The sequence below is a fragment of the Bradyrhizobium sp. 31Argb genome (genome assembly GCF_043638955.1).
GTDB lineage: Bacteria > Pseudomonadota > Alphaproteobacteria > Rhizobiales > Xanthobacteraceae > Bradyrhizobium.
In genome coordinates, this window is record NZ_JBEGDB010000088.1 from 1 (window position 1) to 22,133 (window position 22,133).

21 protein-coding genes, 1 tRNA gene and 1 pseudogene are annotated in these 22,133 nt (G+C 63.2%); 8 read left to right on the forward strand and 15 right to left on the reverse strand.

The features are described from left to right. Positions 1–74: 74 nt before the first annotated feature. Together AAFX91_RS18590 and AAFX91_RS18595 are read right to left on the reverse strand one after the other, a co-directional pair. A pseudogene (locus AAFX91_RS18590) lies at positions 75–417 on the reverse strand (tRNA-binding protein). Positions 418–484: 67 nt separating this feature from the next. Continuing rightward, a tRNA-Ser gene (locus AAFX91_RS18595) sits at positions 485–574 on the reverse strand. Positions 575–696: 122 nt separating this feature from the next. On the opposite strand from AAFX91_RS18595, the gene AAFX91_RS18600 reads away from it, so the two are divergent. Then, positions 697–1,560, forward strand: coding sequence for an alpha/beta fold hydrolase (locus AAFX91_RS18600; RefSeq protein ID WP_394567366.1), 864 nt, complete (start codon positions 697–699; stop codon positions 1,558–1,560). Positions 1,561–1,975: 415 nt separating this feature from the next. On the opposite strand, the gene AAFX91_RS18605 is transcribed toward AAFX91_RS18600, so the two are convergent. The 6 genes from AAFX91_RS18605 to AAFX91_RS18630 form a co-directional block, all read right to left on the reverse strand. Beyond that, a complete protein-coding gene (locus tag AAFX91_RS18605; RefSeq protein WP_394567367.1) occupies positions 1,976–3,109 on the reverse strand; it encodes an ROK family protein in 1,134 nt (377 codons plus the stop codon). A gap of 75 nt (positions 3,110–3,184) precedes the next feature. Then, positions 3,185–4,345 carry an iron-containing alcohol dehydrogenase gene (locus AAFX91_RS18610; RefSeq protein WP_394567368.1) on the reverse strand — a complete coding sequence of 387 codons (1,161 nt, stop codon included), beginning with the start codon at positions 4,343–4,345 and terminating at the stop codon, positions 3,185–3,187. 39 nt (positions 4,346–4,384) lie between these two features. Continuing rightward, positions 4,385–5,152: an enoyl-CoA hydratase-related protein gene (locus tag AAFX91_RS18615; protein ID WP_394567369.1), complete on the reverse strand. Its 768-nt coding sequence runs from the start codon at positions 5,150–5,152 to the stop codon at positions 4,385–4,387. 21 nt (positions 5,153–5,173) lie between these two features. Next, positions 5,174–5,911 (reverse strand): SDR family oxidoreductase, encoded by a 738-nt coding sequence (locus AAFX91_RS18620; protein ID WP_394567370.1) that lies wholly within the window; start codon positions 5,909–5,911, stop codon positions 5,174–5,176. Between the two features lie 48 nt (positions 5,912–5,959). Beyond that, positions 5,960–7,516, reverse strand: a complete 1,557-nt coding sequence (locus AAFX91_RS18625) for a class I adenylate-forming enzyme family protein (protein WP_394567371.1) — start codon at positions 7,514–7,516, stop codon at positions 5,960–5,962. A 55-nt stretch (positions 7,517–7,571) separates the two neighbouring features. Further along, positions 7,572–8,222 carry a 2-hydroxychromene-2-carboxylate isomerase gene (locus AAFX91_RS18630; protein WP_394567372.1) on the reverse strand — a complete coding sequence of 217 codons (651 nt, stop codon included), beginning with the start codon at positions 8,220–8,222 and terminating at the stop codon, positions 7,572–7,574. Positions 8,223–8,414: 192 nt separating this feature from the next. Here AAFX91_RS18630 and AAFX91_RS18635 point away from each other — a divergent pair, with 192 nt between their 5' ends. The 4 genes from AAFX91_RS18635 (at position 8,415) to AAFX91_RS18650 (ending at position 10,823) form a co-directional block, all read left to right on the forward strand. Beyond that, the gene (locus tag AAFX91_RS18635) at positions 8,415–8,930 is read left to right on the forward strand and encodes a helix-turn-helix domain-containing protein (protein ID WP_130580948.1); all 516 of its coding nucleotides are present in this window, start codon (positions 8,415–8,417) and stop codon (positions 8,928–8,930) included. A gap of 349 nt (positions 8,931–9,279) precedes the next feature. Continuing rightward, complete coding sequence (gene rplU / locus AAFX91_RS18640; protein ID WP_130227986.1) at positions 9,280–9,663, forward strand: 50S ribosomal protein L21; 384 nt, start codon at positions 9,280–9,282, stop codon at positions 9,661–9,663. A gap of 123 nt (positions 9,664–9,786) precedes the next feature. Then, on the forward strand, positions 9,787–10,059 hold the full coding sequence (rpmA, locus tag AAFX91_RS18645) for a 50S ribosomal protein L27 (RefSeq protein ID WP_027583052.1): 273 nt from the start codon (positions 9,787–9,789) through the stop codon (positions 10,057–10,059). Between the two features lie 167 nt (positions 10,060–10,226). After that, a complete protein-coding gene (locus AAFX91_RS18650; protein WP_130580950.1) occupies positions 10,227–10,823 on the forward strand; it encodes a GNAT family N-acetyltransferase in 597 nt (198 codons plus the stop codon). A 63-nt stretch (positions 10,824–10,886) separates the two neighbouring features. Here the strand turns inward: AAFX91_RS18650 and AAFX91_RS18655 are convergent, their stop codons facing one another. Further along, positions 10,887–11,801 (reverse strand): DMT family transporter, encoded by a 915-nt coding sequence (locus AAFX91_RS18655; protein ID WP_130580951.1) that lies wholly within the window; start codon positions 11,799–11,801, stop codon positions 10,887–10,889. 112 nt (positions 11,802–11,913) lie between these two features. Here AAFX91_RS18655 and AAFX91_RS18660 point away from each other — a divergent pair, with 112 nt between their 5' ends. Further along, the gene (locus AAFX91_RS18660; protein WP_394567373.1) at positions 11,914–12,393 is read left to right on the forward strand and encodes a MaoC family dehydratase; all 480 of its coding nucleotides are present in this window, start codon (positions 11,914–11,916) and stop codon (positions 12,391–12,393) included. A 1-nt stretch (position 12,394) separates the two neighbouring features. Here AAFX91_RS18660 and AAFX91_RS18665 read toward each other — a convergent pair whose 3' ends face one another. Next, positions 12,395–12,931, reverse strand: a complete 537-nt coding sequence (locus tag AAFX91_RS18665; RefSeq protein ID WP_130580953.1) for a methylated-DNA--[protein]-cysteine S-methyltransferase — start codon at positions 12,929–12,931, stop codon at positions 12,395–12,397. Positions 12,932–13,169: 238 nt separating this feature from the next. Between AAFX91_RS18665 and AAFX91_RS18670 the strand changes: the two genes are divergently transcribed. Beyond that, positions 13,170–14,396 carry an ABC transporter substrate-binding protein gene (locus tag AAFX91_RS18670; protein ID WP_165421286.1) on the forward strand — a complete coding sequence of 409 codons (1,227 nt, stop codon included), beginning with the start codon at positions 13,170–13,172 and terminating at the stop codon, positions 14,394–14,396. A 262-nt stretch (positions 14,397–14,658) separates the two neighbouring features. Here the strand turns inward: AAFX91_RS18670 and AAFX91_RS18675 are convergent, their stop codons facing one another. Further along, on the reverse strand, positions 14,659–15,084 hold the full coding sequence (locus tag AAFX91_RS18675; RefSeq protein ID WP_130580955.1) for a DUF1330 domain-containing protein: 426 nt from the start codon (positions 15,082–15,084) through the stop codon (positions 14,659–14,661). 368 nt (positions 15,085–15,452) lie between these two features. Between AAFX91_RS18675 and AAFX91_RS18680 the strand changes: the two genes are divergently transcribed. Next, the gene (locus AAFX91_RS18680) at positions 15,453–17,678 is read left to right on the forward strand and encodes a transglycosylase domain-containing protein (RefSeq protein WP_130580956.1); all 2,226 of its coding nucleotides are present in this window, start codon (positions 15,453–15,455) and stop codon (positions 17,676–17,678) included. Between the two features lie 217 nt (positions 17,679–17,895). Here AAFX91_RS18680 and AAFX91_RS18685 read toward each other — a convergent pair whose 3' ends face one another. The 4 genes from AAFX91_RS18685 to AAFX91_RS18700 all read right to left on the reverse strand — a co-directional run bounded on the left by AAFX91_RS18685 (position 17,896) and on the right by AAFX91_RS18700 (position 21,998). Further along, positions 17,896–18,735, reverse strand: coding sequence for a M48 family metallopeptidase (locus AAFX91_RS18685; RefSeq protein WP_130580957.1), 840 nt, complete (start codon positions 18,733–18,735; stop codon positions 17,896–17,898). Between the two features lie 198 nt (positions 18,736–18,933). Then, positions 18,934–20,262, reverse strand: coding sequence for a polyhydroxyalkanoate depolymerase (locus tag AAFX91_RS18690; RefSeq protein ID WP_130580958.1), 1,329 nt, complete (start codon positions 20,260–20,262; stop codon positions 18,934–18,936). Between the two features lie 126 nt (positions 20,263–20,388). Beyond that, positions 20,389–21,207: an ABC transporter permease gene (locus tag AAFX91_RS18695; protein WP_394567374.1), complete on the reverse strand. Its 819-nt coding sequence runs from the start codon at positions 21,205–21,207 to the stop codon at positions 20,389–20,391. Further along, a complete protein-coding gene (locus AAFX91_RS18700) occupies positions 21,204–21,998 on the reverse strand; it encodes an ABC transporter ATP-binding protein (RefSeq protein ID WP_394567375.1) in 795 nt (264 codons plus the stop codon). Before AAFX91_RS18700 ends, AAFX91_RS18695 begins: the two co-directional genes overlap by 4 nt. Positions 21,999–22,133: the final 135 nt, after the last annotated feature.

A 22,133-nucleotide genomic window follows, 5' to 3' on the forward strand; every position in this document is an offset into this window, starting at 1 on the left:
GTCATCCCGCTCTAGCTCTTTGTTTGAGCATGATCTTTTTCGGAAAACCGGTCTCCACTTTTCCGGATCATGCTCTAGAACAGGCGCCCGCCATTCGGAACCGGCCGCTCAGGCGCAACGAGCACCACGCGGCTTTTGTTCATCGGGAAAGCCCAGCGTCAGCACTTCCGACTGGAACGGGCCGATCCTGCGCGGCAGCAGATTGACCACGCAAGCCACCTGCCAACCAGTCAATGACTCAGGGGAATAAAGGTCGGTAAGCTGCGCGCTGGACCGCTTCGTTCCAACCTCGGGGCCGAGATCAATCGTCAGTTTCCACGCCGGCTTCCGCGCTTCCGGAAAATCAGCCACGTCAACGATCGTGCCGACTCTGATGTCGATGGCCAGGAACTCGTCGATCCCGATCGTTTGCGTCATGTAAAGCTCGCGCGGCAAGGGTGTTTCCCGCGCGCATCCCGCAGGGGATCCCAGTCGTTCCTGTTGATGGCGGAGAGGGAGGGATTCGAACCCCCGATAGGCTTGCACCTATGCCGCATTTCGAGTGCGGTGCATTCAACCACTCTGCCACCTCTCCTGGTGCCAAAAAGGTGATTCCTCACCCTCGCGGTCGGGGCGTGTTCTAGGCGAGGATGCCGGGGGAGACAAGGCGCCGGGAGAAGATTTCCGCACCGCCGAAACCGGCCGAAAGGAGGCGAAATGGAGCATTTGACGGTGAAAGCCAATGGGGCGGCGTTCCATGTCGCCCGGATCGGGGCCGGAAAGCCCCTGCTGTTGCTGCATGGCTGGCCGGAATTCTGGCTGACCTGGGAGCCGGTCATGGCGCGGCTTGCCGACCGTTTTGCGCTGATCGCCCCCGACCTGCGCGGCTTCGGCGACAGCGACAAGCCGGACGGCCCGTACGGGCCGGAGCAGCATGCGGACGACATGCTGGCGCTGATGGATGCGCTCGGGATCGAGCGGGCCGGCGTGGTCGGCCATGATGTCGGCGGCGCCGTGATGCAGCCTTTGGCACGAAAAGCGCCCGAGCGGATCGCGGGGCTTTTCTTTTTCGATTTCGTCTATCCCGGTATCGGGCCGCGGATGGCGGCGCCGGATAGGCTGAACCACATCTGGTATCAGTTGTTCCACCAGATGGAGATGGCGCCGAAACTCGTCGGCGCGACGCGCGAGAGCTGCGGCCTTTATATCGGGCATTTCCTCAAAGGCTGGTCGCATCGCCAGGATGCGTTCGACGATGTGCTGGACACCTTCACCGACAACTTCCTGAAAGCGGGCAATCTCGCCGGCGGCTTCGCGCATTATCGCGCCGCGCACGCCGCGCGCGTCAAGATGATGCAGGGCGAAGCGCCGTCATTGCCTGCGATCACCGTGCCGACCTGCATCCGCTGGGCCGAGCACGATCCGCTGTTTCCCTATGCCTGGACCGACCGGCTCGGCGAGACCTTCACTGAGCTCGATCTGAAAATGTTCGAAGGCGTCGGACATTTTCCGCATCGCGAAGCCCCCGATCGCGCAAGCCTTGAGATCTCCACGTTCTTTTCGCGCATCGGATGGATCTGAAGCGGGAGAATCAGGTTAGAAAGAGTGGGTGGGACCGCCAGACGCGACAAAAATAACTGGCGGTCCCGTGCCGCCTCATCAAAATGCTGGCCGGGGAAGTGCGGCTTCGCCGGTCAGCGGAGCGACGCCGCCACCGTAGCAATGCGCGCGGAAACAGCCAACGCAATGTCGGCCTTAACCTAACCTTTAAACCTTACTGCACCCGGGTTTCCGGAGATTCGCCCAGTAAACCTACGGGAAGATGACGGCAGTGTAACGGGACGCTGCAGGAATCGTAGGGTGGGCAAAGCGAAGCGTGCCCACCATCCGCACTCGGCTCGTGTCGGTGGGCACGCTTCGCTTTGCCCACCCTACGCATCTGCGCTTGCCCGGGACGACGGGGAGAGGATGCCCGCTCTCGTCGCAATGCGCCCCGTCACGCGCTCTTCTTCGCTTTCTTCTCGCCGTTGTCCTTCTCGTCTTTCTCGCCATTCTTGGCGCCTCTGCCGTTCTCCTTGCGGCGGTTGGTGAAGCGCGCATTGCCGAGGCCGGTGCCGATCGTCAGCACGCCCCATCGCTCGACGTCCTGCATGAAGGGGACTTCGGAAAGCCCCTGCACCACGCCGTCGTTATGCATGACGATCGCGGTGTCGTGGTCGCCGATCTCCGGGATCGCCTCGACCAGGCTTGCCGGCAGGTTGAACTTGCTGCTCTCCCAATTGCCCGGCAGGTTCTGCGCGCCCTTCTCGATTGAGCCGTCCTCATTGATCACGCCGGGACAGGCGATCCCGATGAAGGGCGCCAGCTTCAGCCCATCGGTCTCGGCTTCCGCGATGAGGTCCTGCAGCATTTCGACCAGATGCTCCACCGCGGCTTCCCGCGTCGGGGCCTCATCGGCATGGCGCCACAATTCGGATTTCCACACCGTGGCCCTGGAAAGGTCCGGCGCTTTCTTCCAGCGCGTCTCGACCACGCCGCAGCGGATGTTGGTGCCGCCGATGTCGACCGCAAGAATGCTGTCATGGGCCTCGAAGATCCATGAGGGCGCCAGATGCAGGCAGCCGATCAGTCCGGCCTCGTCGGGGTGATAGCGGATCGGCAGAAGATCGATCTTGAACTTCTCATCCTTGAGGATGATCTCGGTGCGCGCGATCGCGAGTTCGCCAAGCCTGGAGTCACGGAAGCCGCCGCCGACCACGATGCGCTCGGTCTTCGCCCAGGCCTTGGTCTTGAGGAAGCGCCGCGTCACATAGGCAAGCTCCAGTGCGAACTCCTCGATCGCGCTGTGGACCACGGCGGATGCCTCGGTGTCGTCGCCGACCAGCATCGCATCCAGCGTCTTCTTGCTGACCTGGTCGGACGGCTCATCGCCGAACGGGTCCTCGCCGGTCTTGCGCAACGGCTTTCGCCAGCGGTCGAGGATCTTGCGGAACGCGCTTTTGCTGGCGCGGTCGCCAAGGAAACCGTCCTCGTCCTTCAATTCGATGTTGAAGCTGTCGACGTCGACCGACGGCAGACGCGTCGCGCCGTGGCGGGCGATCCCCGTTGTCGCTACCAGTTCATCGGCCATGAAACCCTTGCCCCGGTTGGAACCGGGGGATAACGGCCTGGAACGGGTTTGGTTGCGCCCTCGCCCGCAGCAGGTTCACGCTGCGAACTGCAGGATCTTGACGACGTCGGCCGGCTCGCGGATCGGCTGCGGATTCGAGCGGGTGAAGATCGACAGCATCGCATTCTTGCCGATCAGCTCGAAGCGATCCTCACCGACCCCGACATCGGCAAGGCGCCGCGGCAGGCCGAGTTTTGCGATGAAGGCGGCGAAGGCCTCGCCCGCATCGAGCCCGGGCGCACCGAGCGCAGCCGCGATCGATTTCTGCGCCTGTTCGGTCGCGGGACGATTGTAGCGCAGCACGCTCGGCATCATCACCGCCGTGCAGAAATAATGCGGCACATCGCAGGTGCCGCCGAGCACGTGGCCGATCGCGTGACTCGCGCCCATCGGCACCCGCGCCTGCAGACCGAACGCCGACATCCAGGAGCCCAACTGGCAATTGGTGCGCGCCGCTTCGTCGTTCGGATTCTCCTTGGTGCGTGAGAGGCCGTCATGGAGATAGCGCAGGCCCTGCAGGCAGACGGCATCGACCAGCGCATTGCCGCGGATCGAGCAGATCGCCTCGATACCGTGATCCATCGCGCGGGTGCCGGAGCCAAGCCACAGCTTCTCCGGCGTGTAGCGCGTAATGGCGGGATCGAGGATGATGGTGCGCGGCATCATCATCGGGTGATTGAAGATCTGCTTCAGCTTGCGGCACGTGTCGGTCACCAGCGTGCCCGAATTGTATTCGCCGCCGGACAGCGTGCTCGGAATTGCGATCATCCGCACCTTCGGCGTACGGAACGGGCCGAAGCGGCGCTCGGGCGTGGTCTCATAGCCATCGAGCCCGGAGGGATCGAAGATTTCGTGCTCCATGCACATCAGCACGATCTTGGCAGCATCCACCACCGAGCCGCCGCCGATTGCGACCACGAGATCGGCGCCGGCCTCCTTGGCACCTCTGGCGGTCTGCACCACGACGTCGCGCGTGGTGTGCTGCGGGATGCCGTCGAAGGTCGCGGCATAACGATCGCCGAGAGCTGCGCGGATCTTCTCGATCTCGTCGGTCGTGGTGTTGAGCGTGCGGCTCACGATCAGATAAACGCACCTGGCGCCGAGCCGCTCGGCTTCCTCGCGCAGCGCGTCCGCCGCGGGCTTGCCATAGATCACGAAATCCATCGAAGGATATTGATAGCTGCCCGCGCTGTGCATGTTCGGCTCCCTCGATCTGGTGCGTAACCGAAGTCAGGCCTAAAACTTCGTGAAGTCAGGCGGCCTGCGCTCGGCGAAGGCTGCGAAGGCCTCGCGTGCTTCCGGCGTCTTGAGCCGCTCCTTGAACAGGCTGCCTTCCTCGGCCATCCGCGCCGCGATCCGCTCGTGGTCGCGCATCAACTGCTTGGTGAGGCTGAGCGAACCGGCCGGCCGCTTGCTCAGCGCGATCGCGGCATCGCGCGCCTTCTTGCGCAGCTCTGCTGGCGGCACCACGGCATTCGCGAGCCCGCAGGCCAGCGCCGCTGATGCCTCCATCGGCTCACCGAGCGCGAACATCGCATACGCCCGCGCATGGCCGATCCGGAGCGGCAACAGGAAGCTCGAGGCTGCTTCCGGCACCAGCGCGAGATTGACAAACGGCGTGATCAGCCGCGCATTGTCGGCAAGATAAACCAGATCGCAATGTAGCAACATGGTGGTGCCGACGCCGACGGCATTGCCTTGCACGGCCGCGACCAGCGGCTTCTTTGCCTTGCCGATGGTATCGATGAAGCGGTGTGCCCCACCCTCGACGGAATTGGCGCCGTTGGCCTGGCTCGCAAAATCGGCGAGGTCGTTGCCCGCCGTAAAACTGTCGCCCTCGCCCTGGAACAGGATCACCCGGACCGCGCCATCGCTCTCGGCGCTATCGAGCGCGTCCGACATGGCGTCATACATGGCCGTGGTGAGCGCGTTCTTCTTCTCGGGACGCTGCAAGGTCACCGTCATCACGCCGTCGGCGATCTCGGTCTTGACATGTTCGCTCATGATTTTCTCTCCGGCTCGCCGTTACCACTTCTCGCCGAACGGGCGGATTTCCAGCTCAAATGTCCAGGCGCTCTTCGGCTGCTGGTAGAGCTGCCAATAGGAAGCCGCGACTGACGCCGGCGGCATCAACAGATCGGGATCGTCGAGCGCGTTGGGGCCAAGGGCTTCGATGCGCCGCTGCCGCACCCATTCGGTATCGACGCCGGAATCGATGATGAGATGGGCGACATGGATGTTCTTCGGACCCAATTCGCGCGCCATCGCCTGCGCCACCGCGCGCAGGCCGAACTTGGCGCTGGCGAAGGCGGCATAGCCCGGCCCGCCGCGCAAGGATGCGGTGGCGCCGGTGAAGAAGATGTTGCCCTGGCCGCGCGGCAGCATCAGCCGCGCCGCCTCGCGGCCCGCGAGGAAGCCGGAATAGCAGGCCATCTCCCAGACCTTGCGGAAAACACGCTCGGTGGTCTCCAGGATCGGGAAGTTGACGTTGGCGCCGATGTTGAAGATGCAGACTTCGAGCGGCGCGTGCTTGTCGGCGTCGTTGAGGAAGGAGATGATCTCCTCCTCCTTCCGCGCGTCGAGCGAGCGGGCATGGATCTCGCCGCCGGCCGCCTCGATGTCCTTCACCAGCGGATCGAGCTTGGCGCCATTGCGTCGTCCGGCGAAGATCGTGAAACCTTCGGATGCAAATTTCTTGGCGATCTCGCCGCCGATATAATCGCCGGCCCCGATGACCGCTGCGGTGGCATTTCTCTTCTGCATTGGTCTCTCCCGACTGCTGATTGGAAATAAATTGACGTCACTGCGCGCTCAGGACGTGCGCAGCGACTCCGCCAGTTTGTGCTTCAGAATCTTGCCCGTCGAGGTCGCGGGCAGCGCCTCGAGCAGGATGATCTCCGACGGCCGCTTGTAGGAGGTGAGCTGCGGCGCGACATGGGCCATCAGGTCCTGCGCCGTCGCCTTGGAGCCCTTGAGCAACTGGACGAACGCGACCACTTCCTCATTGCCCTCGACCGGCCGCCCCACCACGGCGCACTGCACCACGGCGTCATGGGTCGAGAGCACGGCCTCGATCTCGGCCGGATAGACGTTGAAGCCGGAGCGGATGATCATCTCCTTGGTGCGGCCGACGATATAGAGGCAGTCGCCCTCGAAGCGCGCGAGATCGCCGGTGTTGAACCAGCCATCCGGATCGATCGCCTTCGCGGTGAGATCGGGCGCGCGGTAATAGCCGCGCATGACGTTGGCGCCGCGGACATGAAGCTCGCCGACCGCGCCGTTGGCAACGAGCTTGCCATCCCGGCCGACGATCCTGGCCTCGAGACCGGGCAACAGCGTGCCGACGCCATGGTCGGCTCTCGGCGCTTCCGGCCGGACGCCGGATATTCCGGGCGCGCATTCGGTGATGCCGTACCCGTTGAGCAAAGGCAGCCCGAGCTCCTGCTCGACCCGCGATTTCAGGTCGAGATCGAGCGGCGCGCCCGCGACCGAGATCAGGCGCAGCGCGCCGCGATTCAATTTCGAAAGACCTGTCGTCCGCTTGTATTCGAGCAGGCGCTGATAGGTGGCGGGAACGCCGTTCAGGATGGTGATGCCCTCCTCCGTCATCGCCTGCACCAGCGCCGCCGGGTCATACTTCGCGACCAGGCGGACGGTGGCGCCGGTCATCAGCGTCATCGTGAGTAGCGAGATGCCGACGATGTGCGAGATCGGCAGCACGCAATATTGCACGTCGTCCGACGTCATATTGCGCAGCGCCGCGGTGGTCTGGGCGCTGAACAGGAGATTGCGGTGCGTCAGCATCACGCCCTTCGGCGTCCCCGTGGTGCCCGAGGTGTAGATGAGGACGGCGACCTGGTTGGCGCCGTCGGCTTTGACCGGCACGGGCGAGGTCGCCTCATTCAGCACGGATACGCCGATGCCATAGAGCGGGCCGACATCCTGCACCGGTGCGCCGTAACGCGCGGCATGCGCGGCTGCTTCCTTGGAGACGTCGGTGGTGAAGAAGGCGCGGCGCGTGCCACTGTGATCCTGGATCTGGTCCAGTTCGCGCGGCGACAGCCGCGGATTGACCACGATCGCCCAGGCATCGAGCCGGCTCGCGGCGAACAGAAGGCATGCGAGCGGAATCGCATTCTCGCTGACGATCATGATGCGGTCGCCGGCGCGGACGCCGAGCGCACGCAGCGCGTCCGCGGTGCCGCCGATAGCGCGGTCGAGTTCGCGATAGGTGAGGCTGCCGCCGTCATCGATCAGCGCCGTGCGATCCGGCGTCGCCGCGACATGCCGGTCGATCACTTCATGAATCCGGTTCGGCAGATTTGCCAGAATTTCGGCCGCCGGGGCCGCCTGCTCCAATATCGTCAATGCCACCTCCCGCCGCCGCGCCCCTTGTCTCGGGTCTTGTCGCGAATTGGTTTGCTCAGATTCCCTGCCGTCTCGCGCAGCCTTTCGCTGCCGCAAGCTGCGTGACGATCTCTTCCTCGACCTCGCGCAGGCGATCCTTGCCGAAGAACATCTCGTCGCCGACGAAGAAGGTCGGCGAGCCGAACTCGCCGCGTGCCACCGCGTTCTCTGTGTTCTCGATCAGCTTCTTCTTGACGTCATCCTGCTGGATGCGGGCGATCACACGATCGATATCGACGCCGGACGAGAGGAACGCGGCGCGGAAGACCTGCGGATCATCCATCTTCTTCGGCTCGACCCACATGTGGTGGTAGGCGGCGCGGAAATAGGGCTCGAACAATCCCTCGAGCTCCGCGGCGATCACGCCGCGCATCAGCATCAGGGTGTTCACCGGGAAGAACGGGTTCGACTTGAATTTCGTGATGTGGTGGCGCCGCAGGAAGCGCTCGGTTTCCAGCGCGTTGTATTCGGCCTTGTTCTTGATCCCGCGCAGCGAGTCGAACGGCGACATGTTGCCTGTCGCCTTGTAGACGCCGCCGAGCAGCACCGGGACGTAGTCGAACTTCACGCCGGTGCGCTTCTCGATTCCCGGCAGGACGAGCTCGGCGAGGTAGGCGTTCGGGCTGCCGAAATCGAAATGAAACTCGACCTTGAGCGGAGCAGCCATCGATTGCCTTTCCTTGTGCGGAGCGGCCCGTCGCCGCCATCGGTTGCGATCCCGGCTTTAAAGTTCTATTTTAGAACTGTCAATAGCGGATTGGGCCCTGCGGTAACGGGCAGCGCACAAACGGTTGAACAGGCCTCAGTGCCGAATTAGAATGAAACCTGCTTCGTGGACTGCAGGTGACTGGAGACATTGATGAAATGGGACACGCTTGAAGAGGAGCCGTGCTCACTGGCCCGCACGGTGGCCGTGATCGGCGACCGCTGGAGCCTCCTGATCCTGCGCGAGTGCTTTCTTCGCAAGCGGAGGTTCGAGGCGTTCCAGTCCTCGCTCGGCATCACGCGCCATCTGCTCGCCGAGCGGCTGAAGAAGCTGGTGCGCTTCGGCGTGCTGCGCCGGATTCCGTACCAGGAATCGCCGAAGCGCTACGAATACATCCTGACGCAGAAGGGCCTCGACCTCTATCCGATCATCATGTCGATCGTGCACTGGGGCAACATCCACATGGTCGACTCGCGCGGCCGCCCGATGCTGCATCAGCACAAGAACTGCGGACACATGTTCGACCCCGTGATGGTCTGCTCGGAATGCGGCGAGCCGCTGTCGGCCAAGGCCGTCCATGTGCATCCAGGCCCCGGCGCCCGCCAGACCTCGCCGGTGCACGCCATGGCGGCGGATGATCCGAAGGCGAAGGCCAAGACCGAGAGCTGACTGGGGCGCGGTAGCCCGGGCGAAGCGGAACGCGTAACCCGGGGCCGGTGGATGACCCGGGTTGCTGCGCTCCACCCGGGCTACGGGCCGGAAACCTGGCTCGAACCGGGCTAAAATCGCTCCAAATCCTTCATTTTGGGCTGGTTTTCGGCCCGGTTGCCTTGACTCCTGGCGCTTGGCCGCTATAACGGCGGCCAATCCGGCGCGGGATTTCTCGCGCCGCTTGTTTTTGCGCGAATTCCGGGGCACGTCCCCGCGCCGCGCGAAAATCGTAACCCATAGCGACTGAACAAGAAGCCGGCCCGGGGGATACCCTCGAGGACGGGATCGAACACGAAGGAATCAAACGATGTTCGCAGTCATCAAAACCGGCGGCCGGCAGTACCGCGTCGTTCCGGATGATGTTCTCGAGATTGGCAAGATCGCCGGCGATGTCGGCACGATCGTGCAACTTGGCGAAGTTCTGGTGGTCGGCGGCGAAACGCCGGTCCTGGGCGTGCCGACGGTGGCCGGCGCTTCGGTGGCGGCCGAGGTGCTGCAGCACAAGCGCGGTCCGAAGGTGATCGCGTTCAAGAAGCGCCGCCGCAAGAATTCGCGCCGCAAGCGCGGCTATCGCGATGAGCTGACGGTGCTGAGGATCACCGAGATCCTGACCGACAACGCGAAGCCGACGATCGGCCCGCGGCCGAAGAAGGAAAAGGTTGCTGCAGCGCCCACTGAGGATGCTGCATAAGCCTTCAAGAACGCGGCGTTAGAGAAATGTGATTGTCACGTATCAAAAGTTGAAGCGTGACAAAAAGTGAAATGATTCCGTCAAGGAATTGATCTAGAGAATTACTGCAGTTGGAGACGAGCTATGGCTCACAAAAAAGCAGGCGGTTCATCGCGAAACGGACGTGATTCCAAAGGCAAACGCCTTGGCGTCAAAGCGTTCGGTGGCGAGCTCGTGATTCCCGGTAACATCATCGCGCGTCAGCGCGGCACCACGTGGCATCCGGGCCTTAATGTCGGCATGGGAACCGATCATACCCTGTTCGCCAAGGTCGAAGGTCGTGTGGAGTTCCGCGCCAAAGGCAATGGCCGCACCTTCGTATCGGTAATTCCGGTGCTCGAGGCTGCAGCCGAATAGACGGTGGACGATATGAGTCCGCCGGATCCTGTTGAACCGGCGGGGCTCTAAGAGGCTCCAGGGGAGGCGGGATACCGGCCTCCCCTTTTCTGTTGCGCGTGTCCCATGTGGGGCCACGCGCAAGGATCGAAGCGTAGCGTACCGTTATCGCATCACAGGAGCCCGACATGCTGCAGGATATCCCGACCCCGATATTGCGCGAGTCGAGAGGTTGCGTCCTCGAGACCGAACGGCTGACCTTGCGCAAGCCGACGCTCGCGGACGTAAAAGCAATTGCGCATCTCGCCAATGATCGTCGCATTGCAGAGAACACCCGCCGCCTGCCGCATCCCTATCTGAACGAGCATGCGGTCGAATTCGTGCGTGCGACTGCCGGCGGAGGCGGCGAGACCGTGTTCCTGATCGAGAACAGCTCCGCGCCGGTCGGCATGGTCGGCATCAACTGGCGCGAGCCTGATGCGCCGGAGCTCGGCTACTGGCTCGGCGTCGAGCATTGGGGCCAGGGCTTTGGCACCGAGGCGGCGCGCGCGGTGATCGACTACTTCTTCGAGGAATTCGACCACGACTATCTGTTTTCCGGCGCCCGCGTCGCCAACCCGTCGTCGCGCAACATCCTGGAGAAGTGCGGCTTCCAGTGGAGTGGCGTCGAGCTGCACCGCTTCGAGGCGCTCGGCTCCTCCACCCCGGTCGACTGCTTCCGCCTGTCGCGCGGCGTCTGGTCGTCGCTGAAGAGCTGGGGCTCATCGTTGCGGCGGGATCGATAACACGCAGACGGCGTAGGGTGGGCACGCTTCGCTTTGCCCACCTACGTCACAGCATCCTTAGGGCTACACCGGCGGGCTCACCACCGGCTCTTCCCGCCCCAGCTTCTGCTCGCGCAGGAAGATGTAGAGCCCGGCGCCGATGATGATCGCAGCCCCCACAATGGTGGCCCAGGACGGCACGTCACCCCACACGACGAAGCCGAAGATCACCGCCCAGACGATCATCGAATATTGGTAGGGCACCACCACGCTTGCCGGCGCCAGCTTCAGCGAGCGGTTGACGCAGAGCAGCGCGGCGACCGAGATCAGGCCGGCGACGAAGAAGATAGCGAGGCTGCCGGCATCCGGCGTCACCCAGCCGAATGGCGACAGCACGGCGCCGAGCAGGAATGTGCCGCAGAACTGCGACGAGGTCAGCACGATATCGGGCGTTGCGCGCAGCGAGCGCGTGATCAGCATCAGGACCGCGAACGACATGCTGCCGCCGAGCGCGATCATCGCCGGCAAGCTCACGGTTTGCGCTGACGGCCTGAGCGCGATCAATACGCCGCAGAAGCCGACCAGGATCGCGCTCCAGCGCCGCCAGCCGATCTGTTCGCCCAGCACCAGGCCCGACAGCGCGGTGACGAAGATCGGACCGGCAAGATAATAGGTGATGACGTCGGCGAGCGGCAGGTAGACGGTCGCAAGGAAGAAGGCGGCGACCTCGAGCGTCGACAGCGTCACCCGCAGCAATTGCAGCCAGGGACGCTCGAGTGGGAAGAACGCCGCGCGCTGCTTCCAGATGATCGGCAGCAGCACGGCCAGTGCCGCACAGGCGCGCAGCCACAACAACTGTCCGACCGAATAGGTCGCGACAAGGAATTTCCCCATCGCATCGCCGAACGAGAACATGAAGATCGACAGCAGCATTAGCCCGATGCCGGCAAGCCGGGCGGAGCGATCATCATAGGCGGAGAGTTTTGCGAACAGGGTCATGGATGACTGGGATGCTTCTCGTCATGGCCGGATTAGGCGGAATCGATTGCCGCATCAACATCGCTGCGATACCGATACATCACAAAACAATTCTGCCGAGGAAAGCCCTGATATGACTGACTTCGACCCCGCCCAACACCGCATGGTGCAAGCACAGCGCTGGTTCGAAGATTTCACATTGGGCGAGCGCTTTGTGATCCCGAGCCGGACCCAGACGGAGGCTGTGTTCGCGGCGTTCCAGACCGCAAGCGGCGATACCCATCCGATCCACTATGACATCGAATGTTGCCGCGCCCGCGGCATGCCACACCTGCTCGCGCACGGCTTCCAGACCCTGATCCACACCGCGCCCGGCGCCGGGCTGTTTCCGTTCATTGTCGAGGAATCCATGATCGGCTTTCTCGAACAGTCGAGCCGCTTCTTGAAGCCGGTCTATGCCGGCGACACCATCTATCCCGCGCTTGAAGTGACCGAGCTTGTGCCCGGCCGCACCACCGGCGTCGTGACACTGCGCTCCACCGTGTTCAACCAGCGCCGCGAATTGGTGCTCGAGGGGATGCAGAAATTCTTCATCCGACGGCGGCCGGCTTAATCTAAAGAGATACACCTTCGTGCGCGAGCAGCCAGCGCTTGCGCTCCAACCCGCCGCCATATTTGACCAGCGCGCCGTTGGCGCCGATCAGGCGATGGCAGGGCAGCACGACGCTGATCGGGTTCGAGCCGTTAGCGTGGCCGACCGCGCGCTGGGCGTTGGGCGCGCCGAGCTTTGCCGCCATCGCACCGTAGCTCATCGTCGTGCCCACGGGGATCTTCGCCAGCGCGGTCCAGACCTTGTTTTGGAACGCCGTGCCGGCGACGCGCCACTGGATGCTGCCGAGGCGATCGAGATCGCCCTTGAAATATTCAGACAGCGCAGCGCGGATATCCTTCGGCGCACGCGCCTGTTTCAGGGCCACCGCGCCATAATGCAGGCGCAGCAGCTCGTTCATCCGCGCCTCATAGTCCTCCCAATCCAGCGCGCGGAGCACGCCGTCGTCATCGGTGACCAGCAAAGCTATCCCGATCGGCGTTTCCACCCGATCCAGACCGAACGTTGTGGCCGGCTTCGTGAGTTTGTCGCGAACAGGCATCTTCATCCCGGATAGCTGAGCGCCGGCATCTTCCCTGCGCGGCGTGCCAGCGTCCACCCGATTTCCGGGGTTGGGCCCGCACCCTACTTTGGTCGACTGATATCGCTCGGCTTTTCGGCCCGACTCCACCTTGCATTGCAGCAACGGTTCCTCCACTATCGTCGCTAGCGATGGCATCCGGCGGACCTTGAAGTCCAGCGGAGAAGATCATCGGCACAATCACATGAGGAAGCTGCGAATGAGGAACGGGTTTTTGCATCTGGTCACAGGGACGGCGCTGGCATTCGCGCTGTCGGTTTCAGCGGCCAATGCCCAGAAGAAATACGACCCCGGCGCCAGCGACAGCGAGATCAAGGTCGGCCAGACCGTGCCGTTCTCCGGTCCTGCATCGGCCTATGCCTCGATCGGCAAGACCCAGGCCGCCTATATGAAGATGATCAACGACCAGGGCGGCGTGAACGGGCGCAAGATCAACCTGATCCAGTATGACGATGCCTATTCGCCGCCGAAGGCGGTCGAACAGGCGCGCAAGCTGGTCGAAAGCGACGAGGTGCTTCTGACCTTCCAGATCGTCGGCACACCATCCAATGCGGCGGTCCAGAAATATCTCAACTCCAAGAAGGTGCCGCAACTATTCGCCGCGACCGGCGCCTCGAAGTTCACCGACCCGAAGAATTTCCCGTGGACGATGGGCTTCAACCCGAACTACTTCGTCGAGGGCCGGATCTACGGCCAGTACATCCTGAAGAACCATCCGACCGCCAAGATCGGCATCCTCTATCAGAACGACGACCTCGGCAAAGATTACCTGAACGGCATCAAGGCCGGCCTCGCCGACAAGGCGGCCAGCATGGTGGTGGCGGAAGCCTCCTATGAAGTGTCAGATCCGACCGTGGATTCGCAGATTCTCAAGATCAAGGATGCCGGCGCGGACCTGTTCTTCAGCGCCACCACGCCGAAGCAGGCGGCGCAGGCGATCAAGAAGATCGCCGAGCTCGGCTGGAAGCCGGTGCAGATCGTCGACATCAACGCGACCTCGGTCGGCGCGGTGATGAAGCCCGCAGGCCTCGAGGCCGCCAAGGGCGTGATCAGCGTCAACTACGGCAAGGATCCGCTCGATCCGACCTGGAAGGATGATGCCGGCATGAAGAAGTATTTCGAGTTCATGGCCAAGTACTATCCGGAAGGCGACAAGGATTCGAACTTCAACACCTATGGCTACTCGACCGCTCAGCTCCTGATCCATGTGCTCAAGGAGTCCGGCGACAATCTCACGCGCGAGAACGTGATGAAGCAGGCCTCCAGCCTCAAGAACGTGCAGCTCGACCTCTCGCTGCCCGGCATCGTCGCCAACACCTCGCCGACCGATTACCGCGTCAACAAGCAGCTCCAGATGATGCGCTTCAACGGCGAGCGCTGGGAGCTGTTCGGCCCGATCCTCGAGGACGCCGGCCCGGCGGGCTAGTCAGCGAGCATCGCAAGACAAACGATCGGCGGCCTTCGGGCCGCCGATTTCGTTTTGAACGTTATAGTGGCGCGCTTTCTCAACGTCATTGCGAGCGCAGCGAAGCAATCCATGCCTCCGCAAGTGGAGAGATAGATTGCTTCGCTTGCGCTCGCAATGACGGGAGCTGCGTAGGGTGGGCAAAGCGCAGCGTGCCCACCATCCACGGTCGGTGCAAGAAAGGTGGGCACGCTTCGCTTTGCCCACCCTACGGCTTGGTGGCTTACTTCGGAATCTCTCCGAACGTCTTGCCGACCGGGAGCACGGCGTGGCGGATCAGTCGCGAATCCTCCACTGCGGCCTGGCGGTGCTTCACTGCTTCGCGATAGACGGGATCGCGGATCATCTCGACGAAGGCGGCGACGCTTGGGTATTCGGCGATGAAGCAATGGTCCCAACGTTCCTCCTGCGGCCCGATCAGCATCAGTTCGAAACGGCCCTGCCAGACGATGCGGCCGCCGAGCCGCTCGAACACCGGTCCGCTCTCGCGGCCGTAAGCCGCATAGGCTTCCGCGCCCGTGGCCTTGCGGCCGTCGGGATAGGCGGCCCATTCGCGCAGGCGAACCAGATTGAGCATGTGGATCGGCCCCGGCCGATCGTTCTCCCTGAACTGCGCGAAGACTTCCTTGGTCGGATCGATATGGCCCATTTTGGTTCTCCCTTCTTGTCTTGACGCGTTTTCTGCGCAGATAAGTCCACGCAATCTGCGTAAACTTGATTGCTATGCGAACCGGTGTCCACTTCGCTTGAAAACGCTACGCTCGGTTCCGCAATCTTTATCACGCGCTGCCTCACCTACTAACCCGGCATTGGGATGCGTAGGGTGGGCAAAGCGCAGCGTGCCCACCATCAAGCACTCCGCTCGCAAAAGGTGGGCACGCTTCGCTTTGCCCACCCTACGGCTTCGTTCGACGTGGCGCTGCCTCACCTCCTAATCCCGCGTTAAGCTTTGCGTAACCGGGCCTTAAACCGGGAACGCTAGCGTGCGGCGGAACGTGGTGTGAGCAGCGTTTGTGGATGGCGTGGGGAAAGAAAAAGAGCGGCGGGCGCAAGGAGCCGCTATTCGGGCTTCCGGCCGCGCTCGCCGATTTGCGGCTCTCGCCGGCCGACCGCATCCCCAATCCCGAAGACAGACCGAAGAAATCCGCCAAGCAGCGCAGCAGCAGTGACGCCGGTGCGGAACCGCCGCGCGAGCGCAAGCCCGCTTCGAGTGGCGGGAAACGGCGGAAATCGCGCGGCGGCTCTTCGATCGGCCGCATCTTCTATTGGGGCGTCGTGCTCGGCCTGTGGGCGGCGATTGCGGTCGTCGGCGTGGTGGTCTGGGTCGGCGCGCATCTGCCGCCGATCCAATCGCTCGAAATCCCCAAGCGGCCGCCGACGATCCAGATCGTCGGCATGGACGGCAGCGTGCTGGCGCAGCGCGGCGAAATGGCCGGCGCCAATGTCGCGCTGAAGGACCTGCCGCCATACCTGCCGAAAGCCTTCATCGCCATCGAGGACCGCCGCTTCTACTCGCATTATGGCGTCGACCCGATCGGCATCGCGCGCGCAGCGGTGACCAATCTCCTGCGTCGCGGCGTGTCGCAGGGCGGCTCGACGTTGACCCAGCAGCTCGCCAAGAACCTGTTCCTCACCCAGGAACGCACCATGCAGCGCAAGCTGCAGGAGGCCGAGCTCGCGATCTGGCTGGAGCGCAAGCATTCCAAGAACGATATCTTGGAGCTCTATCTCAACCGCGTCTATTTCGGCTCCGGCGCCTATGGCGTGGAGGCCGCGGCGCAACGCTATTTCGGCAAGTCGGCGAAGAACGTGACCTTGGCGGAAGCCGCGATGCTTGCAGGGCTCGTCAAATCGCCGTCGCGGCTGGCGCCGAACCGCAATCCTGAAGGCGCCGAGCAGCGCGCGCAGATCGTGCTGTCAGCGATGGCGGACGCCAAGTTCATCACCGAGGCGCAGGCGAAGGCCTCGATCGGCCATCCCTCCTACAACGTGAAGCCGGCCGGCGCCGGCACCGTGAACTACGTCGCCGACTGGATCGGCGAAGTGCTCGATGACCTTGTCGGCCAGATCGACCAGAACATCACGGTCGAGACCACGATCGATCCGAAGCTGCAGAACGTCGCCGAAGCCGCCATCATCGACGAGCTTGCCGCCAAGAGCGTCAAGTTCAACGTGACCCAGGGCGCGCTGGTGGCGATGACGCCCGACGGCGCGGTGCGCGCCATGGTGGGCGGAAGGAACTATGCCGAGAGCCAGTTCAACCGCGCGGTGACCGCCAAGCGCCAGCCCGGCTCGGCCTTCAAGCCGTTCGTCTATCTCACCGCGGTCGAGGCCGGGCTGACGCCGGAAACGATCCGCACCGACGCCCCGCTCGATATCAAGGGATGGAAGCCGGAGAACTACACCCACGAATATTTCGGCTCGGTGACGCTGACGCAGGCGCTGGCGATGTCGCTGAACACGGTCGCGGTCAGGCTCGGGCTCGAGGTCGGCCCGAAGAACGTGGTGCGGACCGCGCACCGGCTCGGTATCTCCTCCAAGCTCGACGCCAATCCCTCAATCGCGCTCGGCACCTCCGAGGTCTCGGTGATCGAACTGGTCGGCGCCTACGCGCCCTTTGCCAATGGCGGCACCGCCGTCTCGCCGCACGTGGTGACGAGGATCCGCACCGATAGAGGCAAGCTGCTCTACGTTCGGCCAGCCGACCAGCTCGCCCGGGTGATCGAGCCGCGCTATGTCGCGATGATGAACACGATGATGATGGAGACGCTGATCTCCGGCACCGCGCGCAAGGCGGAAATCCCCGGCTGGACCGCCGCCGGCAAGACCGGCACCAGCCAGGATTTCCGCGACGCCTGGTTCATCGGCTACACCGCCAATCTCGTCACCGGCGTCTGGCTCGGCAATGACGACAATTCGCCGACCAAGAAGGCGACCGGCGGCGGGCTGCCGGTGGAGGTGTGGAGCCGCTTCATGCGCACGGCGCATCAGGGCGTGCCGGTCGCGAGCCTGCCGAATGCGCAAGTCGGCTGGGCCATGCCGAACCTGATGCAAGCCTCGTCCCAGGTCAGCGCACCATCGCCGCAGTCGCTCGCACCACCCTCACCCGTTCCTTCCGCCGGTCAGTATCGCCCACCGCCGACGCCGACGCGCGCCTCGACGCCGTCCAATCCCAGTGCGCGTCCGGAAGCTGCGGCGGGATTGGATGGTTGGCTGGTCGATCGCCTGTTCGGCGGCCGCTGATTGCGTAGCCCGCTGATCTCGTAGCCCGGGTGCAGCGAAGCGTAACCCGGGACAGCTCGATCCACGTTTGAGACCGTCCCGGATTGCGCTTCGCTCCATCCGGGCTACAGAGCTTTCGTAGGATGGGTAGAGCGAAAGCGAAACCCATCAATTGGGCCGCTGCGGCGAAGAAGATGATGGGTTTCGCTTCGCTCTACCCATCCTACACGTCGAAACCCTAATCCTCGATACCGTAGCGATGCAGATCGTTGCCGTGGGTGTCGAGCCAGGTCTTGGCGCGATCCACCGACGAGCAGATCCGGCCCACGGTCTTCCAGAACCGCAGCGAGTGATTCATCTCGACCAAGTGCGAGACTTCATGCGCTGCGAGATAGTCGAGCACGTAGGGCGGCGCGAGGATCAGGCGCCAGGAGAACGACAGCGATCCGTGCGAGGTGCAGGAACCCCAGCGGCTCGATTGATCGCGGATCGAGACGCGGCGCACGCGCACGCCGAGTTCCGCCGCATAGGCCAAGGACGCCTTGTGCAAATCCTTGCGTGCTTCGCGCTTGAGGAAGTCGTGCACGCGGCGGTCCATGTGCTCCGGCTCGCCGGCCACGCACAAAATCCTTTCGCCGCTGTCACGAATCTCGGTCCACACCGTGCCGCGCTCGCCGGCGCGATGCACGAGCCGATGCGGCACGCCGCGCAGCGGCACCACTGTGCCGGGTTGGAACGGCGCCGCCTTCGGCAGGCGACCAAGACGCGCGGCGATCCAGCCGCCATGAAGCTGCGCGAAGTCGCGCGCATCGGCGATGGTGCCGCGCGGCGGCATCGTGAGGATCGCTTCGCGGTCAGTTGGATGAATGCGAAGCGTGTAGCGACGCGCGCGCCTATGCCGCCGTAGCCTGATCGCGAAATATTGGGAGCCGTGCTTGATGAGAAGAGTCGAGGGTTCGGCGGGCCGCCGATAGAGGAGCGCGCGAGTGGCCATTTCTGAGAGTCCGGGGAGGAGAAGTTCGCCCGGATTCTGCCATATCCGCCGCCAGGGAAATCGCTCGGCGCAAAAACAAATCATTTGCCCAATATACAGAGGCTGCCCGCGATTTGACCCCTACATAGTGGGGTCGGAACCCGAAAAATTTGGACCGACCCGGCCCGAAATCACCCTCTAAGGAACGAGTCAAAACTCATTCCTTGAACGATCGCCGAATCCGGATTCTTTTAATCAATTCAGCGACTTATAAACCCACCCAAATCGGGCTCGATCACACCGCTATTCAGCGGCCGCGACCAGGGAAAGCCGTGTATTGGCCGACGAAACCATGAAATCGGAGATGCGCGGCACGATTTCAGCACGGAAACGCGAGCCGTTGAACACACCATAGTGTCCGACGCCCTTCTGCACGTAGTGCACACGGCGATGATCGGGAATCGACGTGCACAAAGCATGCGTCGCTTCGGTCTGGCCAAGGCCGGAGATGTCGTCCTTCTCGCCTTCCACCGTCATCAACGCAACGCGCCTGATCTTGGAGGGAACGACCAGTTCGCCACGATGAGTCATCTCGCCCTTCGGCAGCGCGTGCTTGACGAAGACGAGGTCGACGGTCTGCAGATAATACTCGGCGGTCAGATCCATTACCGCGAGATATTCGTCATAGAATTCGCGGTGCTTGTCGACGAGATCGCCGTCGCCCTTCACCAGATTGGCGAACAGCGCCTTGTGCGCATCCATGTGGCGGTCGAGATTCATGCTGATGAAGCCGTTGAGCTGCAGGAATCCCGGATAGACGTCGCGCATCATGCCAGGATGCGGGAACGGCACCTTGGTGATGACGTTGTTGCGGAACCATTCGATGCCGCGTTCGGCGGCGAGGTTGTTGACCGCGGTCGGATTGCGGCGGGTGTCGATCGGACCGCCCATCAGCGTCATCGACAGCGGCACGAAGGGATCGCGCCGCGCTTCCATGAGGGAGACCGCGACCACCACGGGCACCGAGGGCTGGCAGACCGCGATGACATGCATGTTGCCGCCAAGCGCATGCAGCATCTCGATGAGGTAATCGACATAGTCATCGAGATCGAAGCGGCCTTCGGACAGCGGCACCATGCGCGCATCGGCCCAATCGGTGATGTAGACCTCGTGGGTCGGCAGGAAGGCTTCGACCGTGCCACGCAGCAGCGTCGCGTAATGGCCGGACATCGGCGCCACGATCAGCACGCGCGGCTGGGGGCTGCGCAGCGGCCGGGTCAGCTTGCGATCGAAATAGAGCAGCCGGCAGAACGGCTTTTCCCAGACCGTGCGGACTTCAACCGCCGTACGCACGCCATTGACCTCGGTCTCGTCGAGGCCCCATTCCGGCTTGCCGTAGCGGCGGGTGGTGCGCTCGAACAACTCGCAGGCCGCGGCGACGGATTTGCCGACTTCGGTATGCGTCCACGGATTGAGCGGATTCTGAAACAGGATCTTGGTGGCGTCGGTCACCGCGCGCGCCGGGTTCAGCGACGAATGCGCCATCTCGTACATCCAGTACAGTGGCGTCGTGACCGCCGGACTGCCTTCGGCCGCCAGCGGCGGGGCGCCGCCAAATTCACCAATCGGCATTTGCTTCAAAATCCTTGTTTGCGACGCAGCATACTGTCGAATGCGTAATAAAGCGTCAATGCATCTGTCACTACATCTACGGCCGAAAAAGCCCTAAACAACCGGGAATCCACGGGAAAGTGAAGGTTACTCGCCTCCGCTGAGCAGCGAGCCGTTGCGCTTGGCGCTGCGCAAAAGGGCAAGAAAGATCGCAAATGACGCGACAAGCAGCACCGCGTTGATGACGAGGGCGTCGACCATCAGCTCAGTGCGGAAGACGTGGTCGATCAGGAGCGCCCGCATGCCCTCGAACACATAGGTCGGCGGCAACATCCAGGCGACGACCTGCAGCCAGGGCGGCAATACGCTGACGGGATAATAGATGCAGGCGAGCGGCATCAGCGCGAACATCAGCGTCCAGACGATGCTCTCCGCGCCGAGCCCGTTCCGCAGCACGAGGCCGGAGGCGAAAATGCCGACCGACCAGCTCGTGAAGATCAGGTTGCAGAAGAAGGCGATCAGCGGCAGGCCGATGGCGTAGAAGTTGAAGCCGAAGAAGAACAGCGCCAGCAGCGTCATCGGAACGACGCCGATCGCGAGGCGGATCAGGCTCATGATCATCAGCGAGATCAGGAACTCGATCGGCTTCAGCGGGCTCATCATGAGGTTGCCGAGATTGCGCGCCCACATCTCTTCCAGGAATGAGATCGAAAAGCCGAGCTGACCGCGGAACAGGATGTCCCACAGGATGACGGCGCCGATCAGGGTGCCGCCGGCCTGCGCGAAGAAGCCCGAGGTCTGCGAAATGTAGTTCTGCAGGAAACCCCAGGTGATGATCTGCAGCGCCGGCCAGTAGACCAGTTCCAATAGTCGTGGCCAGGACGACAGCAAGAGATACCAATAGCGCAGCACCATCGCGTTGATGCGGTTGAGCGACAGCCCGCGATGGACGGCAATCTGGCTCATGTCGCGCTCTCCCGGGTGCGGCCGCGGGCGACGTCCAGGAACACCTCTTCCAGCGTGTCGCGGTTGTAGCGGGCCATGATCCGGTCGGGACTGTCGTCATCCTCGATCTTGCCGCGCTTCATGATGATGACGCGGTCGCACAGCCGCTCCACCTCCAGCATGTTGTGCGAAGCGAGCAGGATCGTCGCGTTATGGCTCTTGCGGTAGTTCTCCAGGTGCTGCCGCACCCAATCGGCGGTGTCAGGGTCGAGCGAAGCGGTCGGCTCGTCCAGGAGCAACAGGTCAGGTTCGTTGATCAGTGCCTTGGCGAGCGCCACGCGCGTCTTCTGGCCGGCGGAAAGCTTGCCGTTGGCGCGGTCGATGAAGTCGCGCAGATCGAGGTCGGAGGCGAGCCGATCGATCCGCTCTGCGAGATTCCGCACGGCATAGAGCCGGCCGAAGATCGTGAGGTTCTGGCGCACGGTGAGCCGCATTGGCATGTCGACATAGGGGCTCTCGAAATTCATCCGCCCGAGCACCTCGGCGCTCTGTTCGGGCATCGGAAAGCCCAGCACATGGATGCGGCCGGAGGTCGGCAGCACCAGGCCCATGATCATGGCGATCGTCGTGGTCTTGCCGGCGCCGTTGCCGCCGAGCAGCCCGGTGATGCTGCCGCGCGCGATCCGAAACGAGACATCGTCGACCGCGCGGGTGGCCTTGTAGACCTTCACCAGATGCGCGACATCGATCGCGGCCGAAGCTGCGGGATCGGAAGCTGGCGGCTTACGCGAGATTGTATCTTCGATCTTCATGCAACCCGTTTCATTGAGGCATCAGGTCCCCGAGCGCAAGGAGCTCGTCATGCCCGGGCTTGTCCCGGGCATCCACGTCTTACTCTTTCCTGCGACAAGAACGTGGATGGCCGGGACAAGCCCGGCCATGACGGG

Coding starts and splice junctions, on each gene's coding strand:
- AAFX91_RS18675 (WP_130580955.1), bottom strand. CDS start 15,084: ATGGGCCATATCGATCCGACCAAGGAAGTCTTCGCGCAGTTCAGGGAG.
- AAFX91_RS18615 (WP_394567369.1), bottom strand. CDS start 5,152: ATGAGCGAACATGTCAAGACCGAGATCGCCGACGGCGTGATGACGGTG.
- rplU (WP_130227986.1), top strand. CDS start 9,280: ATGTTCGCAGTCATCAAAACCGGCGGCCGGCAGTACCGCGTCGTTCCG.
- AAFX91_RS18630 (WP_394567372.1), bottom strand. CDS start 8,222: ATGGCTGCTCCGCTCAAGGTCGAGTTTCATTTCGATTTCGGCAGCCCG.
- AAFX91_RS18695 (WP_394567374.1), bottom strand. CDS start 21,207: ATGAGCCAGATTGCCGTCCATCGCGGGCTGTCGCTCAACCGCATCAAC.
- AAFX91_RS18700 (WP_394567375.1), bottom strand. CDS start 21,998: ATGAAGATCGAAGATACAATCTCGCGTAAGCCGCCAGCTTCCGATCCC.
- AAFX91_RS18605 (WP_394567367.1), bottom strand. CDS start 3,109: ATGGCCGATGAACTGGTAGCGACAACGGGGATCGCCCGCCACGGCGCG.
- AAFX91_RS18620 (WP_394567370.1), bottom strand. CDS start 5,911: ATGCAGAAGAGAAATGCCACCGCAGCGGTCATCGGGGCCGGCGATTAT.
- AAFX91_RS18680 (WP_130580956.1), top strand. CDS start 15,453: ATGGCGTGGGGAAAGAAAAAGAGCGGCGGGCGCAAGGAGCCGCTATTC.
- AAFX91_RS18685 (WP_130580957.1), bottom strand. CDS start 18,735: ATGATTTGTTTTTGCGCCGAGCGATTTCCCTGGCGGCGGATATGGCAG.
- AAFX91_RS18690 (WP_130580958.1), bottom strand. CDS start 20,262: ATGCCGATTGGTGAATTTGGCGGCGCCCCGCCGCTGGCGGCCGAAGGC.
- AAFX91_RS18650 (WP_130580950.1), top strand. CDS start 10,227: ATGCTGCAGGATATCCCGACCCCGATATTGCGCGAGTCGAGAGGTTGC.
- AAFX91_RS18610 (WP_394567368.1), bottom strand. CDS start 4,345: ATGCACAGCGCGGGCAGCTATCAATATCCTTCGATGGATTTCGTGATC.
- rpmA (WP_027583052.1), top strand. CDS start 9,787: ATGGCTCACAAAAAAGCAGGCGGTTCATCGCGAAACGGACGTGATTCC.
- AAFX91_RS18635 (WP_130580948.1), top strand. CDS start 8,415: ATGAAATGGGACACGCTTGAAGAGGAGCCGTGCTCACTGGCCCGCACG.
- AAFX91_RS18670 (WP_165421286.1), top strand. CDS start 13,170: ATGAGGAACGGGTTTTTGCATCTGGTCACAGGGACGGCGCTGGCATTC.
- AAFX91_RS18600 (WP_394567366.1), top strand. CDS start 697: ATGGAGCATTTGACGGTGAAAGCCAATGGGGCGGCGTTCCATGTCGCC.
- AAFX91_RS18660 (WP_394567373.1), top strand. CDS start 11,914: ATGACTGACTTCGACCCCGCCCAACACCGCATGGTGCAAGCACAGCGC.
- AAFX91_RS18665 (WP_130580953.1), bottom strand. CDS start 12,931: ATGCCTGTTCGCGACAAACTCACGAAGCCGGCCACAACGTTCGGTCTG.
- AAFX91_RS18655 (WP_130580951.1), bottom strand. CDS start 11,801: ATGACCCTGTTCGCAAAACTCTCCGCCTATGATGATCGCTCCGCCCGG.